12 protein-coding genes are annotated in these 14,077 nt (G+C 44.1%); 9 read left to right on the top strand and 3 right to left on the bottom strand.

The window, feature by feature from the left end:
* Positions 1-150: 150 nt before the first annotated feature.
* The 3 genes from bilS to AC27IJ_RS02660 all read left to right on the top strand — a co-directional run bounded on the left by bilS (position 151) and on the right by AC27IJ_RS02660 (position 4,892).
* Positions 151-654, top strand: coding sequence for a flavodoxin family protein BilS (gene bilS / locus AC27IJ_RS02670; protein ID WP_312447796.1), 504 nt, complete (start codon positions 151-153; stop codon positions 652-654).
* Between the two features lie 22 nt (positions 655-676).
* Entirely contained in the window at positions 677-2,557 is a 1,881-nt protein-coding gene (gene ftsH / locus AC27IJ_RS02665; protein WP_312447798.1) for an ATP-dependent zinc metalloprotease FtsH, read from the top strand.
* A 151-nt stretch (positions 2,558-2,708) separates the two neighbouring features.
* Entirely contained in the window at positions 2,709-4,892 is a 2,184-nt protein-coding gene (locus tag AC27IJ_RS02660) for a methyl-accepting chemotaxis protein (RefSeq protein WP_487147338.1), read from the top strand.
* A 715-nt stretch (positions 4,893-5,607) separates the two neighbouring features.
* On the opposite strand, the gene AC27IJ_RS02655 is transcribed toward AC27IJ_RS02660, so the two are convergent.
* On the bottom strand, positions 5,608-6,519 hold the full coding sequence (locus AC27IJ_RS02655; RefSeq protein WP_313257517.1) for a radical SAM protein: 912 nt from the start codon (positions 6,517-6,519) through the stop codon (positions 5,608-5,610).
* Between the two features lie 111 nt (positions 6,520-6,630).
* Here AC27IJ_RS02655 and AC27IJ_RS02650 point away from each other — a divergent pair, with 111 nt between their 5' ends.
* Complete coding sequence (locus AC27IJ_RS02650) at positions 6,631-7,338, top strand: AzlC family ABC transporter permease (protein ID WP_312447802.1); 708 nt, start codon at positions 6,631-6,633, stop codon at positions 7,336-7,338.
* Positions 7,339-7,376: 38 nt separating this feature from the next.
* Complete coding sequence (locus AC27IJ_RS02645; protein WP_487147368.1) at positions 7,377-7,670, top strand: branched-chain amino acid transporter permease; 294 nt, start codon at positions 7,377-7,379, stop codon at positions 7,668-7,670.
* Between the two features lie 16 nt (positions 7,671-7,686).
* On the opposite strand, the gene AC27IJ_RS02640 is transcribed toward AC27IJ_RS02645, so the two are convergent.
* Complete coding sequence (locus AC27IJ_RS02640; protein ID WP_312503265.1) at positions 7,687-8,565, bottom strand: AraC family transcriptional regulator; 879 nt, start codon at positions 8,563-8,565, stop codon at positions 7,687-7,689.
* A 210-nt stretch (positions 8,566-8,775) separates the two neighbouring features.
* Here AC27IJ_RS02640 and uxuA point away from each other — a divergent pair, with 210 nt between their 5' ends.
* The 3 genes from uxuA to AC27IJ_RS02625 all read left to right on the top strand — a co-directional run bounded on the left by uxuA (position 8,776) and on the right by AC27IJ_RS02625 (position 13,031).
* Complete coding sequence (uxuA, locus tag AC27IJ_RS02635; protein WP_312447805.1) at positions 8,776-9,831, top strand: mannonate dehydratase; 1,056 nt, start codon at positions 8,776-8,778, stop codon at positions 9,829-9,831.
* Between the two features lie 43 nt (positions 9,832-9,874).
* A complete protein-coding gene (locus tag AC27IJ_RS02630) occupies positions 9,875-10,723 on the top strand; it encodes an SDR family oxidoreductase (RefSeq protein ID WP_487147337.1) in 849 nt (282 codons plus the stop codon).
* Positions 10,724-10,940: 217 nt separating this feature from the next.
* Complete coding sequence (locus AC27IJ_RS02625) at positions 10,941-13,031, top strand: methyl-accepting chemotaxis protein (RefSeq protein ID WP_312503261.1); 2,091 nt, start codon at positions 10,941-10,943, stop codon at positions 13,029-13,031.
* A gap of 113 nt (positions 13,032-13,144) precedes the next feature.
* Here AC27IJ_RS02625 and AC27IJ_RS02620 read toward each other — a convergent pair whose 3' ends face one another.
* On the bottom strand, positions 13,145-13,348 hold the full coding sequence (locus AC27IJ_RS02620; protein ID WP_312447808.1) for a hypothetical protein: 204 nt from the start codon (positions 13,346-13,348) through the stop codon (positions 13,145-13,147).
* Positions 13,349-13,532: 184 nt separating this feature from the next.
* Between AC27IJ_RS02620 and AC27IJ_RS02615 the strand changes: the two genes are divergently transcribed.
* Positions 13,533-14,057: a LytTR family DNA-binding domain-containing protein gene (locus AC27IJ_RS02615; RefSeq protein WP_312447810.1), complete on the top strand. Its 525-nt coding sequence runs from the start codon at positions 13,533-13,535 to the stop codon at positions 14,055-14,057.
* Positions 14,058-14,077: the final 20 nt, after the last annotated feature.

Genomic DNA, 14,077 nt, shown 5'->3' with positions numbered 1-14,077 from the left:
CTGTTCCAAAGCTTTTTTGTATTTTAACTGAATGGCTGTGTAATTTGCCATATAGATTCTAAAAGTTACATAAATTGTATTAACATTTTCCGTAATCTCTTGATAAATAACCAGATTTGGTATATTTTAATGTCATAGGAGGCTGAATGTATGGACTATTTAGTTGTATATACTAGCAATACCGGAAATACCCAGAAGGTAGCTATGAAAATTTTTAAGACGCTTCCCGGAAAATCCAAGGACATTGTCAGCCTGGAAGAACTGCATGGAGAGGAAGCGGATACGTATTTTGTAGGATTCTGGAATAACCGTGGAACCTGCAAAACAGAGGTACTTGATTTTCTGTCGGATCTCCACGGCAAACGGGTGGCATTATTTGGTACCTGCGGGCTTTCCGGGAATAAAGAATATTTTAAACAGGTGGAAAAGCAGGTGGCTGTTTTTCTGCCGGATGATAATGAATATCTTGGCTGTTTTTTATGCGGAGGGAAGATGGCTCCCCAGATTCTTGAAAAATACAGGCAAATGCAGGCAATTCACGACACTCCTCAGATCAGGGCTATGATATCCGCATATGAGGATGGGATGCTGCATCCCAACGAACAGGACTTTAAGGACGCAGAAGAATTTGTAAAATCAGTCCTAAAGGAGTAACAAAAGAAAAAGGAGGAGTATTATGGGTTTGAAAGATGATGGTAATTCACAAAAAAATCAGAAAAAACCATTTATTTTTTATTATGTAATTGTTTTGTTAGTCATGATTTTCTTCAATGCAATGACAGTTCCCTGGATTCAGTCCAAAACTGTGACTGAGGTTCCTTACAGCACGTTTCTGGAGATGGTGGACCAGGGGAAGGTTCAGGCGGTTGCAAAGACGGAAACAGAGATCCAGTTTAAATCCGATACCGGAAAGAAGGATTGGGAAGGCAAGCCTGTGTACGATGTATATAAGACCGGATTGTGGCCGGATGATACATTGACTGAAAGGCTGATAGCCCATGACGTTTCTTTTGAAAAAGCCATTGTCGTGCAGATGTCCCCAATACTTTCCTTTTTGCTCACCTGGATCATTCCCATTCTGATCTTTGTGTTCCTGGGGAACTTTTTATCCGGCCAGTTACAAAAGAAGATGGGCGGCGGCAATGCTATGACCTTTGGGAAATCCAATCCGAAAATCTATGCGGAATCTGAGACCGGAAAGACCTTCCGGGATGTGGCCGGTCAGGAAGAGGCAAAGGAGGCTTTAAAGGAGATCGTGGATTTTCTTCATAATCCCCAGAAATATGCGGATATCGGTGCTTCCCTTCCAAAGGGCGCCTTACTGGTAGGCCCTCCTGGAACAGGTAAGACACTCCTTGCCAGGGCTGTGGCAGGTGAAGCCCATGTGCCGTTTTTTTCCATATCCGGTTCTGAATTTGTGGAAATGTTTGTAGGTATGGGTGCGGCTAAGGTCAGAGACCTGTTTAAGCAGGCGGGTGATAAGGCTCCCTGTATCGTATTTATCGATGAAATTGATACCATAGGTAAGAAACGTGACGGAGGCGGCTTTACCGGAAATGACGAGCGGGAGCAGACCTTAAACCAGCTTTTGGCTGAAATGGATGGATTTGACGGAAAAAAAGGTGTCGTCATATTGGCGGCTACCAACCGTCCGGATTCCCTGGATAAGGCGCTTTTAAGGCCAGGCCGTTTTGACCGCAGGATCCCTGTGGAGCTTCCTGACCTCAATGGACGGGAGGCCATATTAAAGGTACACGGCAAAAATGTAAAACTATCCGATGATGTGGATTTTCATGCAGTAGGGCTTGCCACAGCCGGATCCAGCGGTGCAGAGCTTGCCAATATCATCAATGAGGCGGCCCTCAGGGCGGTCCGTATGGGCAGAAAGACCGTGACCCAGAGAGATTTAGAGGAAAGCGTGGAAGTAGTAATCGCCGGATACCAGAAAAAGGATGCTTCTGTCAATGTAAAGGAAAGGAAGATCATCGCTTATCATGAGGTGGGGCATGCACTTGTCGCTGCCTTACAGAACCATTCTGCTCCGGTTCATAAGATCACCATTATTCCAAGAACTTCCGGTGCTCTTGGCTATACCATGCAGGTGGATGAGGAAGAACGCCATCTTTTGACAAAGGATGCGGCCTTAAGCAAGATCGCCACCTTTACCGGAGGAAGGGCGGCAGAAGAGCTGGTATTTGATACGGTCACCAGCGGGGCTTCCAATGACATTGAGCAGGCTACCAGGATTGCCAGGGCTATGGTGACCCGTTATGGCATGAGTGATGAGTTTGATATGGTGGCCCTTGAGACAGTGACCAACCAGTATCTGGGCGGAGACACCGCTCTTGCCTGTTCTCCTGAAACGGCCAAGCAGATCGACGACGCCGTAATTAAAATTGTAAAAGAACAGCACCAGAAGGCTTTAAAGCTTCTTAAGGACAATGAAACAAAGCTTCATGAAATCGCAGAATATCTTCTGGAACGGGAAACCATAACAGGGGAAGAGTTTATGAGAATCGCAGGATTTGATTCTGCTGGAGCCCGTGAGAGTTCATAAGTAGGCTTGTGGAACGAGTGTTTGCCAGCCTGTCAGTTATAGTTTGATTAATTGTAAAAATGTTACAAAAAAAAAGAAAATACGTTTTACTTTTTAGTAAAATATGGTATAATTCCCGTAAAGGTTGTAACTTACAGAGGGGGATTATGCAATGAAGGTACAGTTTTTCAGAAAATGGAGGAATCGTGGTTCAGGGCACAAAGGTATGTTATGGTTAAAGAAGAAAGGGGCAGGGAAATATCAGCTTTCAACCAGGATTGCATTCATCGCCGGAATCATGCTTGTGGTCGTTTTTACGGCTATGATTGGAATTACCTCAAGAATGACAAAAAATGCCATGAAGCAGTCCGCTTTCAGGGAGCTAAAGACTCTGGCATCTGAGAACGGAAAGGTGATCCAGCAGACGCTTGACGAGGCAAGGCAGGTATCAGACAATATTACGTATTATCTTGAGAATTCAGCGGCTAACAGAAAGGTCCTCCAGGGGCTGAGGATTAAGTCAGGCCCTTCGGCCGAGCCGCTATATAAGAGCCAGGTATTTGATAAGGTTACCCTGGACAGCTATGGTATGAAGATGGAGGATTACATGCTGACGACCATTAAGTCCTCAGTTTTGTACTCCGAAGATATTGTAGGAGTCGGCATCCTGTTTGAACAGTATGCCATGAGTTCTGCATCCAGAAGTTATGGTCTGTATGCCGGCAAGGATGGAACGGTCAGGGACTGCGGTCTGTACGAGGATTATTCTACTACCGGTTATTTCGTGCAGGTGATGCAGGAAAAGGCTCAGGTCATCACACAGCCCTATGAGTCAAATGGAATGATGATCATCACCATGGCGGTGCCGGTAATCGTCAACGACAGGGTGCTGTGTGTAGTTGCAGTTGATGTGGGCCTGGACCGTTTCAGCCAGATGAAAACAGCGGGTTCCTCTTATCCAAGCATGCAGACCTTTATTTTAAATGAATCAGGAACAATTATTTCAGAAAGCACAGGCAGCGGGCTTGTGGGAACCAATGTATCTGACTTCGTCAACAGCGGGACGAGCAGAGCGGAAATAGATACCGGAATTGCATCTGGCTCTGACTTTTATTCTTTGGATCCGGGCAAAAAAGGAGATACCTATTATTTCTTTGAGCCGATTCAGCTAAATGATTCTAGCTGGTATTCCGTCACAGCGGTGGAAGCGGGGGATATGAACCGGGAAGCAGACCGGATGTCTTCTTTAATGGTCGTTATTTCCGTCATTGCCATGATCGTCATTCTTTTTATCATTGCATTAATCATAAGAAGGCAGCTAAAACCAATCCATAAGATCGTAGCGGCTGCCGGTAAGATTGCGGAAGGGGATTTAAACGTCTTTGTTGATGTGGAGTCCAACGATGAAATCGGCCTTGTGGCAGCTTCCTTTGAACGAATGACAGTGAACCTAAAAGAGGTAATTGACCGCATCTCCTTTACACTGAACGAAGTTGCGGACAACCATTTGGATCTTGACGTGGAACTGGGCCTTAAGGGAGATTTTTCCCAGCTTGAAAAAGCGGTAAAGCAGATTGTCATGAATTTAAATACGGTAATGAATGAAGTCAATCAGGCGGCAGCCCAGGTGGCGGTAAGCTCCGGTCAGGTTGCCAGCGGTTCCCAGCTTCTGGCAAACGGTGCGGAGGAACAGGAAAGAACCGTTGACATGTTATCGGGTTCCATCAGCCAGGTTGCGGAAAAAGTCAGACATCTGGCAGAAAAAGCCGGAGAAGTTTCCTTACAGGTTCAGATGACCGGTACCGAGGTGGTAAACTGCGATATGTCCATGCAGAACCTTTCCAATGCCATGAATGAAATTCATGCTTCTTCCGGGGAGATCGGTAAGATCATCAAGGTAATTGAAGATATTGCATTCCAGACCAATATCCTGGCTTTAAATGCTGCAATAGAGGCGGCAAGAGCAGGAGAGTCTGGAAGAGGATTTGCAGTGGTTGCCGGTGAGGTGCGGAATCTGGCTGCTAAAAGCTCTGAAGCAGCGAAGAATACCACGGCTTTAATCAAGGATTCCATAAATGCAGTAGAAAAGGGCAATGAGATATTGGATGAAACCGTTCAGTCCATGATGAAGGTTTTGGAGGATTCCGCCCTGGCAGTGGATTCCGTGGATTCCATCTCAAACATCGCTTCCCAGGAAGCAAGGGCGGTAGAAGAGGTTACAAAGGAGCTTGGAAGGATCTCGTCCGTAGTTCAGAACAATGCCGCTGCCGCGGAAGAAAGTGCGGCTTCCAGTGAGGAACTATCCCAGCAGGCACAGCTTTTGCGTGAACTGGTGAAGAGCTTCCGTCTGAGATAGGAATAAAAGATACATAATGAATCTCATATAGGATCGTAGAGACAGAGTTAAATGGAACAGAAATTTAACTCTGTTTGTTTTTGTGAAGACATACAAAAAAATATATAATATTCGAATAAAAGCAAAAAAATATTTTTTAATAATATTATAAAAATGAATAAAAATTCTAAATAATTATATACAATTTGAAAATTAACAATTAATAAGTGAAAATATGTGAAAAAGTATTGACAAAAGAAAGCTTGTACGTTATAATAAAGCCATAACAAAAGGAATTCAAATAAAGAAAGTCAAATCTAAAAGAAGGAGGTACAGACCACCAGAAAGAGCAGTCTCGCTTCGTTTATATAATAAATGAAGCAAAAGGAAAACCAATCTGCCGATGTTAAAAGCCAATCTTTGAAGCAATGATAAGTCATTAATGAAAAAGAGAGAATTCATGAGAAGGAAAAACTGTAATAGATTCTAATGGTCCAATATAAGAAATTTAGGGCATAAAGGAGGGAAACAGTTAAGTAATAGAGCAAAGCCCATGAATCTGGCGTATAACAACGGGGAGCGGAAAAATTAATATAGATCATGCTGAAAAACGTGTACCAAGTACAAGGCAACAGACATGAGAGAGAAATGAGGTATCAAGACCAATGGATGAAATAATATAGAAACGGGTATCGATGGTGTGAAATTTAAATCGGTATCCGTTTCTATCTGTTTATTATGAAAAGATCCCTTCCAAATCAAAGGGCGGTGTGTATTCTTCTTTTGCGCTGCTTTTTTCCTGCATAAATCCCTGATCCAATCCAAGTCTGATGGCTTCATCCACCACTTTTCCATATTCATAAGATGTAATTCTCCGGTTGATTTCCGGGAAGCTTCCGCTTCGGTAGAATGGGGTATACTGGCTCATAAGACTGATGTAATACATTCCTTCCGGCAGCTCATCCTTCATCCAGTGAAGAAGGCGGATGGAATCTTCCTTTGCCCCTGGAAGTACCATATGGCGTATAATGACACCCTTTTTCATAAGGATCCCTTCGGAATCAAACTGGGGAGCCCCTGTCTGGCGTATCATCTGTTTTATGGCCTTTGAGGCTGCAGTAAAATAATCGGGAGCCTTGCTGTAGCGTGAGGAAAGCTCAGAACTGAAGTATTTTAAATCAGGAAGCCATACATCGATGTATGGGGCCAGCTCCTTTATGATTTCTTCCGATTCATATCCTCCGCAGTTATATACTACAGGAATGGTAAGCTTTGATTTTATAAGATCCAGAGCCTTTAAAACAGAGGGAAGATACTGGGTGGCCGTGACCAGATTAATGTTGTGGGCACCTTCCTCCTGAAGCCTTAAGAAAATATGGGAAAGCTCTCTGCTTGTAATTTCCTTTCCGAAATGTTCCTGGCTGATGGAATAATTCTGACAAAAGCAGCAGCCCAGGGTACAGCCGGAAAAAAATACGGTGCCGCTTCCCCGGTCTCCGCTGATACATGGCTCCTCCCAATGATGAAGTGCAGCCCGGGCCGCTTTTATGGTATCGCCGCACCCGCAAAAGCCGGTACTCACATGGCGGTTTACTCTGCAGTTTCTGGGACAGAGACTGCATGATTCGTATATATGGTCAAGGTTCATATCAAAACTCCTGTCTTCTCATCGTTGACAAAGTCACTTTTGTGCATTAATATATTAAACAAAATGCAAAAAAATTGCAAGACAAAGATGATATACAAAGGAACGATGTGGATGAGTGAAAAGAAAAAGCTGGCTGCTCTTTGCTATGCATTTCCAAGGACTATGCCGGTTATGGCCGGTTATCTTGTTTTAGGAGCAGCGTACGGGATACTTATGAATGTCAATGGGTATGGGATCTGGTGGGCCTTGCTGATCAGTGTATTTGTCTATGCCGGAAGCCTGCAGTACCTTGGAATCACATTTTTTGTAGCGGCAGTGAATCCATGGTACGCCTTTTTTATGTCAATAATGCTCAATGCCAGGCATTTGTTTTATGGACTATCCATGCTGGACAAATATAAGGATGCAGGAAAGCTGAAGCCTTATCTGGTATTTTCCTTGACGGATGAAACTTTTTCCGTTCTGTGCAATGAAGAACCTCCTGAGGGGCTTCCAAAATACTGGGTGTACTTTTTCGTATCCATACTGGATCAGCTATACTGGGTGACAGGAGCTGTGATCGGTGCTTTTGCAGGAAGCATGATAAGCTTTAGCACGGCGGGAATGGACTTCGCGCTGACAGCTCTTTTCGTGGTGATCTTTATCGACCAGTGGAAATCAGGAAAGGGACACCAGGCCGCTCTTGTGGGTGTGTGTTCCTCTGCGCTTTGTGTGGCAGTCTTTGGCCAGAGCGTTTTTATCGTTCCGGCCATGATCCTCATTCTGATCATTATCACAGCAGGATATTTCATGGAAAAGAAAAAGGAGGAACAGCCTTGAACGAGAATATAGCAGTTTACAGCCTGATCGCAGGAGCCATGGTGCTTGCAACCGTGATCACCCGCTTCCTTCCATTCCTTTTGTTTCCGGCAGGGAAAGAGACTCCCAAATACATTCTCTACCTGGGACGGACTCTTCCATATGCCACCATTGGGCTTTTGGTGGTTTATTGCTTAAGAGGGCTTCAATTCCTTTCTTACCCTCACGGGCTTCCTGAGCTTATTTCCATTGGGGTCATTACCGGGCTCCATCTGTGGAAGGGAAATTCCCTGTTAAGCATTGGTGCCGGGACGGTTTTTTATATGGTACTTATTCAGGTAGTATTCCGCTAAAGCAAAGATAGGCGGATCAATATCCTTTTGGTAGAACGGCCTGCTCCCGGAACTCTTTGGGGGAAAGGCCGAATTCCTTTTTAAAAGCCCGGTAAAAGCTGGTGTAATCCGAAAAGCCGTACTGATGGTACAGCTCCCCAAAGGGGATGCCGGAGAGGATCCCGTTTTTACTGGCCTGGAGCCTTTTTTTTAAGATGTACTGGTGAAGGGAAATCCCCATATTATCTTTAAATACATGGGAAATGTGATATTTGCTGGCATAAAAAAAGGATGCCAGATGGTCCAGGGACAGATTTTCTTCCAAATGGTTGTTGATATAGTCACAAAGATTTAAATAAAGCACGTTTTCATAGGCTGCAGGCACTTGATGGAGCATGTCGAAAGTGATCCGGTTCAGCAGCAGCATGAAGGAATGGATCTGCAGCTCTGAATTCAGCTTATGGAATGCCTTATTTCCGTGAATTTCTTCCAACAGGTCCAGAAGACGGCCCTGGATATTCTGGAATGTGACAAAATCCGTGCGGAAATGGTAATGTTTTTTCTCCGATACATAACGAAAACTGTAAGAAAAATCCTCTGACCAGGAACACATGGTCTCGTAATAATTCCGGCTGATCCAGAGAACAATCCGCTGATAAGTTTTTCCGGTGGAATGGAAAATGGGATGGTGCTTTACCTCGGGAGGAATCAACAGGTAATCTCCGTACTGCAAAGAATACTGCTCACCTTCCACATCATAGGTCACATCCCCGTTTAAGAAAAAATACACTTCATAATAGGAGTGGCTGTGGTCTACAACATGATTCAAGTCCAGATCTTTATAAAAAAACACTTCAAATTCCCCTGAATTCATATACTGCCGCTCATTAAAGCCGGTGGACAATTCTTTTCTCATAAAAAATCCCCTTTCCTGTTTTTCTTATGCCACAACCCTTTTATCTTCACTTGCGTTGCAGGTTCATATAAGTTCTATTATAGGCCATGACCGCAAGTTTTGCAATGTGAACGGCAAATAAATCCATGGTAATAAAGTTCCATATTGTTTATACTGAATCCATAAGGTAGGAAAAGAAACTTATTATTAGGATTGCTAAGGAGGTATTTTATGAAATTATCATTCAGATGGTATGGAGACGATGACAAGGTAACCTTACAGAACATCCGCCAGATTCCAGGCATGTATTCCATTGTTACGGCCGTTTACGATGTTCCTGTAGGAGAGGTGTGGGGCAGAGAGAGCATTTCCCACTTAAAAGAGGAAACAGAGAAGGCAGGACTTGCCTTTGAAGTGATTGAGAGCATTCCGGTTCATGAGGATATTAAATTAGGAAAGCCAACCAGAGACATGTATATTGCAAATTATTGTGAGAACATCAGGCGTGTGGCGGAAGCGGGAATCAAGTGCATCTGTTACAACTTCATGCCGGTGTTTGACTGGACCAGGACCCAGCTGGATCATGTGTTGGAAGATGGCTCTACCTCTCTTGTTTATTATCAGGATCAGGTGGACAAGGTTAATCCACTTGAAAGTGAAAGCGACTTATCTCTTCCTGGCTGGGATTCCAGTTACACAAGAGATGAGCTTAGGCAGGTGGTAAGAGAGTATAATTCCATGTCAGAGGATGACCTTTGGGATAATTTGAAATATTTCTTAGAGGCGATCATTCCTGTTGCAGCGGAATGTAACGTAAACATGGCGATCCATGAGGATGACCCATGCTGGAGCATCTTTGGACTTCCGAGAATCATTACCTGCGAGGAAAACTTAGACCGTTTCTTAAAGCTTGTGGATGATAAACACAATGGAATCACTCTCTGTACCGGTTCTTTAGGCTGCTCCAATAAAAATGACGTAGTGAAGATGGCTGCCAAATATGCTGCCATGGGACGCATTCACTTTGTACATGCAAGAAATGTGGCCATCCTGGAAGATAACCGGGGCTTTGAAGAGCGCGCTCATTTATCAACGTGCGGTTCCCTGGATATGTTTGCCATCTTAAAGGCTCTTCATGACAATGGTTTTGACGGTTATATGCGTCCGGATCACGGCCGTATGATCTGGGGTGAAACAGGCCGTGCCGGTTATGGGCTTTATGACCGGGCACTTGGCGCAACCTATTTAAACGGTCTTTGGGAAGCGATTGAAAAAACCAGCAAATAAGAAGCACCCTGAATGGGCAATAAGTAGGAAAGAGGGAAATCATATGGCATTATCATTTGGTACGGATTTAAGCGGAAAAGTAGCAGTTGTAACAGGAGCGGGCGGAGTATTATGCGGTATGTTCGCAAAGACTCTTGCAGAAGCGGGCGCAAAGGTTGCGGTTCTGGATTTAAACGAAAGTGCTGCAGAAGGGATTGCGGCTTCTATTAATGAGGCCGGCTATAAGGCAAAGGCTTACAAAGCCAATGTTCTGGAACGGGCAAGCCTTGAGGAAGTTCATGCAAAGGTTTTGGCTGAGCTTGGTCCCTGCGATATCCTGATAAACGGCGCAGGCGGTAATAACCCAAGAGCCAATACGGATAAGGAATATTTTGAGATGGGAGACATTGAGGCGGATACAAAATCATTCTTTGATTTAGACCAGTCCGGCGTTGAATTCGTTTTCAACTTAAATTTCCTTGGAACCCTGCTTCCATGCCAGATTTTTGCAAAAGACATGATTGGCAGAGAGGGCTGCAGCATTTTGAATATTTCATCCATGAATGCTTTCACTCCCCTTACAAAAATCCCGGCATACAGCGGTGCAAAAGCTGCCATCAGCAACTTTACCCAGTGGCTTGCCGTTCATTTTTCCAAGGTCGGTATCCGCGTAAATGCAATAGCGCCAGGCTTTTTCGTTACAGCGCAGAATGAGAAACTTCTCTTTCATGAGGATGGCACTCCTACACCAAGAACCAACAAGATTCTGTCGGCAACTCCAATGGGACGTTTTGGAGAAGCAGAGGAATTAAACGGCGCCCTGTTATTCTTTTTGAATAATGCGGCAGCAGGTTTCATCACCGGCGTGGTACTGCCCATCGACGGCGGATTCTCCGCTTATTCCGGCGTATAATCAGAATATTAAATAATATCAGCCTCTTCCATGGGATGCAGTGGGCAGCAGCCAGGCCGGGAAGGGGCTGTTTTTTTATATTCATTGATTTTTGACGGAAGAAAAAAGAATGTTTACCCAGTTTCAATTTCTTTTTAAAGAAAATTCGACAAAAATCGCTGTCATTTTCTGGATGCGTTGACAAATGGTTACAAAATATTGTATAATGAAAAAAACCATGAACAAAGTGTTATGGTTTACATTTACCAAAGACGAGGAGCATAAGGCAATGAAGACATCGGGGGAAAAGAAACGAAACCTGAAAGCGTTACTAGCGACAAAGAGAGTGAAGCTGGAAAAAAAAGGAAGTAAGAGTACATTCCTGAAATCATTGAAGATGAAGATGCTGGCTTTCATTATCGCAATTATTTTGGGATTGGCTGTTACCAACATGGTGATCAGTATTACAGTCAGTTACAAAGGAATTACAGATGTTGTGAAAAATGATTTGGAATCAACGGGTAAGCTTGTGAACAGCCTGGTAGTACAGAACTTAAATCAGATGAAGCTGAGCGTTGAAGCCAGCTCACAGGGCGGAAGCTTAAAATCCATAAATTCCAGGGTTGTGACGGAATACCTTTCCAACCAGTGCAAGCTATACGGTTACAAGGATCTTGAAGTGATAAGTATGGACGGAACCATTACCCGCAGTGCAAGTGGGGAGAATATCGGTGAGAAATACGAAGTCACAGGCTATCTTGAAAAGGCCTTGAATGGTGAGACCACCATTTCCACCACCGAATATAACAACAACAAGGAATTGGTGATCCGCGTTGCGACTCCTTATGAGTATGGAGTTCTTTTGGGAACTTATGACGGTTCCGTTTTAAGTGGCCTGATCAGCGATTTAAGGATCGGAGAGAGCGGCAATGCCTTTATTATTGATAATACAGGAACAATGATCGCCAATATAACACCGGAACTGGTTCATGACCGCCAGAATTTTATAGAGCTTGCAAAGTCCGATAAATCTTATGCTTCTGTAGGCCGTATGTTCCAGACCATGCTGAATGGAAAAGCGGGAATTGGCAATTACGAATACAAGGGAGACAACCGTTTTTGTTTTTACAGCCCGGTAACAGGCAGCGACGGCTGGGCTTTGGGCGTGGCAGCATCGGTTAAGGAGACCACCGTTTCCATCTACTTGGTAGTTTTTGCAATGAGCGTGTTTGCTGTTATATCAATCGTGATCGGCTGTTTCCTCGCATTTTTGTTTGCAGGATCCATTGCAAGTCCGGTATCAGCCATTGCAGCAAGAATGAAGCTCTTTACAGAAGGAGACTTATCCAGTGAAGTCCCGGTTGTAAAGCGCAGGGATGAGATCGGCCAGCTCGCCGATGAGATCACCAGTTCCGTACATAGCGTTAAATCCTATATCACTGAGATCGCAGCCGTATTAGGAAATATCGCAGCCGGAGATTTCAGCCAGTCCGTCGGAATGGATTTCCAGGGAGATTTTAAGGTGATTCAGGAATCCATTGACAGAGCGGAAGACTTACTTTCAAAAACCATGGAAACCATCAGTATTTCTTCGGATGAAGTGGCAAAGGGCAGCTCCCAGGTGTCCCAGGGGGCTCAGAATTTAAGCCAGGGTTCTGTAGAACAGGCAGCATCTGTGGAAGAGTTATCTTCCTCAGTTAATGAGATATCCAGCAGTCTTATGAGCACTGCAAAGGCTGTGGAAGATGTGAATAAGCAGGCAGGACGGGTAGGAGAAGCCATGGAGAGCGGAAATGCCCAGATGCACGAAATGATGCAGTCCATGGATCAGATCAACAGAAAATCCAAAGAAATTGAAAAAGTCAATAAGCTTATCGAAGATATTGCCTTCCAGACAAACATTCTTGCGCTTAATGCCGCTGTAGAAGCAGCAAGGGCAGGCGAAGCCGGAAAAGGCTTTGCAGTTGTTGCAGATGAGGTCCGCAATCTTGCAGGTAAGAGTGCCAATGCGGCAAAGGATACCTCCAGCCTGGTTGCAGATACCATTGCAGCTGTTAAAACGGGAACCAACATTGCAACATCCACAGGGGAAACATTAAACGGAGTTCTTTCAGAAACCAAGAGCATGGTTTCCGCCATTCGCAGATCCGCAGAGGAACTGAAAGAGCAGAGTGATAAGGTTACCCAGGTAACCTATGGAATTGAGCAGATTTCTTCCGTAGTTCAGAACAACTCTGCTACCGCAGAGGAAAGCGCTGCGGCCAGTGAGGAATTATCCGGCCAGGCAGAAGGCTTACGGGAATTAATGAGTAAATTCCGGCTTCGTTAAGGCCCGGAGGTTTCAAGCATAGAAAGTTTATATTCCACATTGCTTTATATGCCGATGGCAATGAAAATAAGAAGGTCCTCTTAAGGGGCCTTCTTATTTTTGATTTCATTTTCTCAGTCCTTTTCCACATTTTTAGCATGGGGCATGTAGGGATAAAGATCTTCATATGCTTCCAGTTCAGCTTCAGACTGCGGAGCCGCGGGAATAAGCCCCGTGCAGTCCATAGTGGAGCAGGTCTGAATGTCAATATCATAATTATTTTCGGAGGTTGTAGATTCAACCTTCTTTTTATTGGTTTCTTTTTTTTCTGATTTCATTTCGTATTCTCCTTCCGGCAGTCTATTAGGAATTTCTTCTTTTAGTTTGGGGAAAAACAGCGTAATTATTCGTTGCCTGTATGATCTCTTTTGTTTTTGCGTTATAAATCCTATTGGAAGCCGTTTTATAGAATACAGGGCAGCAATGTCCATGAGTCATAGAGTGGTTACAGGGGGAATAAATATGAGGATTGCTTTTTTTACAGATGAAAAACAGACGCCGGGATCAGAAAAGGCCTGTCCCGGCAATCAGAACAGCCTGTTAAAGGTAGATTATTTCTCCATAAAGGAGGCATATCTTCCCACGTTGGAACATGCTGTTTATGATATGATTGTGATCTGCCCAAAAGGAAAAATAAACTTATGCCAGATAAAATATTCTGCATTCTTTAACGGTCAGGCCTGTATCCTGGATATCTGTGATATTCTTTATCTGGAATCCTATTACCGGAAAACCAGCGTAGTAGTGGCAGGCAGCGGCAGGATGCGGATTCGGGCAAGGCTTGATGAAGAGGAAGACAAGCTTCCCAAAGACCGGTTTGTAAGGATCAACAGACATAACATCATCAATATGCAATATGTGAGGAATGTAAAGGGAGAAGCTATTGAGATGCAGAACGGGGAGATTTTGTATGTCAATGGCGGGAGAAGAAAAAAGTTTGATACTAGATACAGAGATTTTTTAAAAGATAATTGTATGACGTTGTAGGAACATTTCAAAGAAGCGCA

Source organism: Lacrimispora sp. YZC11, assembly GCF_057543815.1.
This window is presented reverse-complemented; position numbering and strand designations above follow the sequence as displayed.

Bases quoted from the DNA above. Each gene is read 5' to 3' on its own strand.
- AC27IJ_RS02645 (WP_487147368.1), top strand. From the start codon at position 7,377: ATGGTGCTTGCAACCGTGATCACCCGCTTCCTTCCATTCCTTTTGTTT.
- ftsH (WP_312447798.1), top strand. From the start codon at position 677: ATGGGTTTGAAAGATGATGGTAATTCACAAAAAAATCAGAAAAAACCA.
- AC27IJ_RS02650 (WP_312447802.1), top strand. From the start codon at position 6,631: ATGAGTGAAAAGAAAAAGCTGGCTGCTCTTTGCTATGCATTTCCAAGG.
- AC27IJ_RS02615 (WP_312447810.1), top strand. From the start codon at position 13,533: ATGAGGATTGCTTTTTTTACAGATGAAAAACAGACGCCGGGATCAGAA.
- bilS (WP_312447796.1), top strand. From the start codon at position 151: ATGGACTATTTAGTTGTATATACTAGCAATACCGGAAATACCCAGAAG.
- AC27IJ_RS02640 (WP_312503265.1), bottom strand. From the start codon at position 8,565: ATGAGAAAAGAATTGTCCACCGGCTTTAATGAGCGGCAGTATATGAAT.
- AC27IJ_RS02660 (WP_487147338.1), top strand. From the start codon at position 2,709: ATGAAGGTACAGTTTTTCAGAAAATGGAGGAATCGTGGTTCAGGGCAC.
- uxuA (WP_312447805.1), top strand. From the start codon at position 8,776: ATGAAATTATCATTCAGATGGTATGGAGACGATGACAAGGTAACCTTA.
- AC27IJ_RS02655 (WP_313257517.1), bottom strand. From the start codon at position 6,519: ATGAACCTTGACCATATATACGAATCATGCAGTCTCTGTCCCAGAAAC.
- AC27IJ_RS02620 (WP_312447808.1), bottom strand. From the start codon at position 13,348: ATGAAATCAGAAAAAAAAGAAACCAATAAAAAGAAGGTTGAATCTACA.
- AC27IJ_RS02625 (WP_312503261.1), top strand. From the start codon at position 10,941: ATGAACAAAGTGTTATGGTTTACATTTACCAAAGACGAGGAGCATAAG.
- AC27IJ_RS02630 (WP_487147337.1), top strand. From the start codon at position 9,875: ATGGCATTATCATTTGGTACGGATTTAAGCGGAAAAGTAGCAGTTGTA.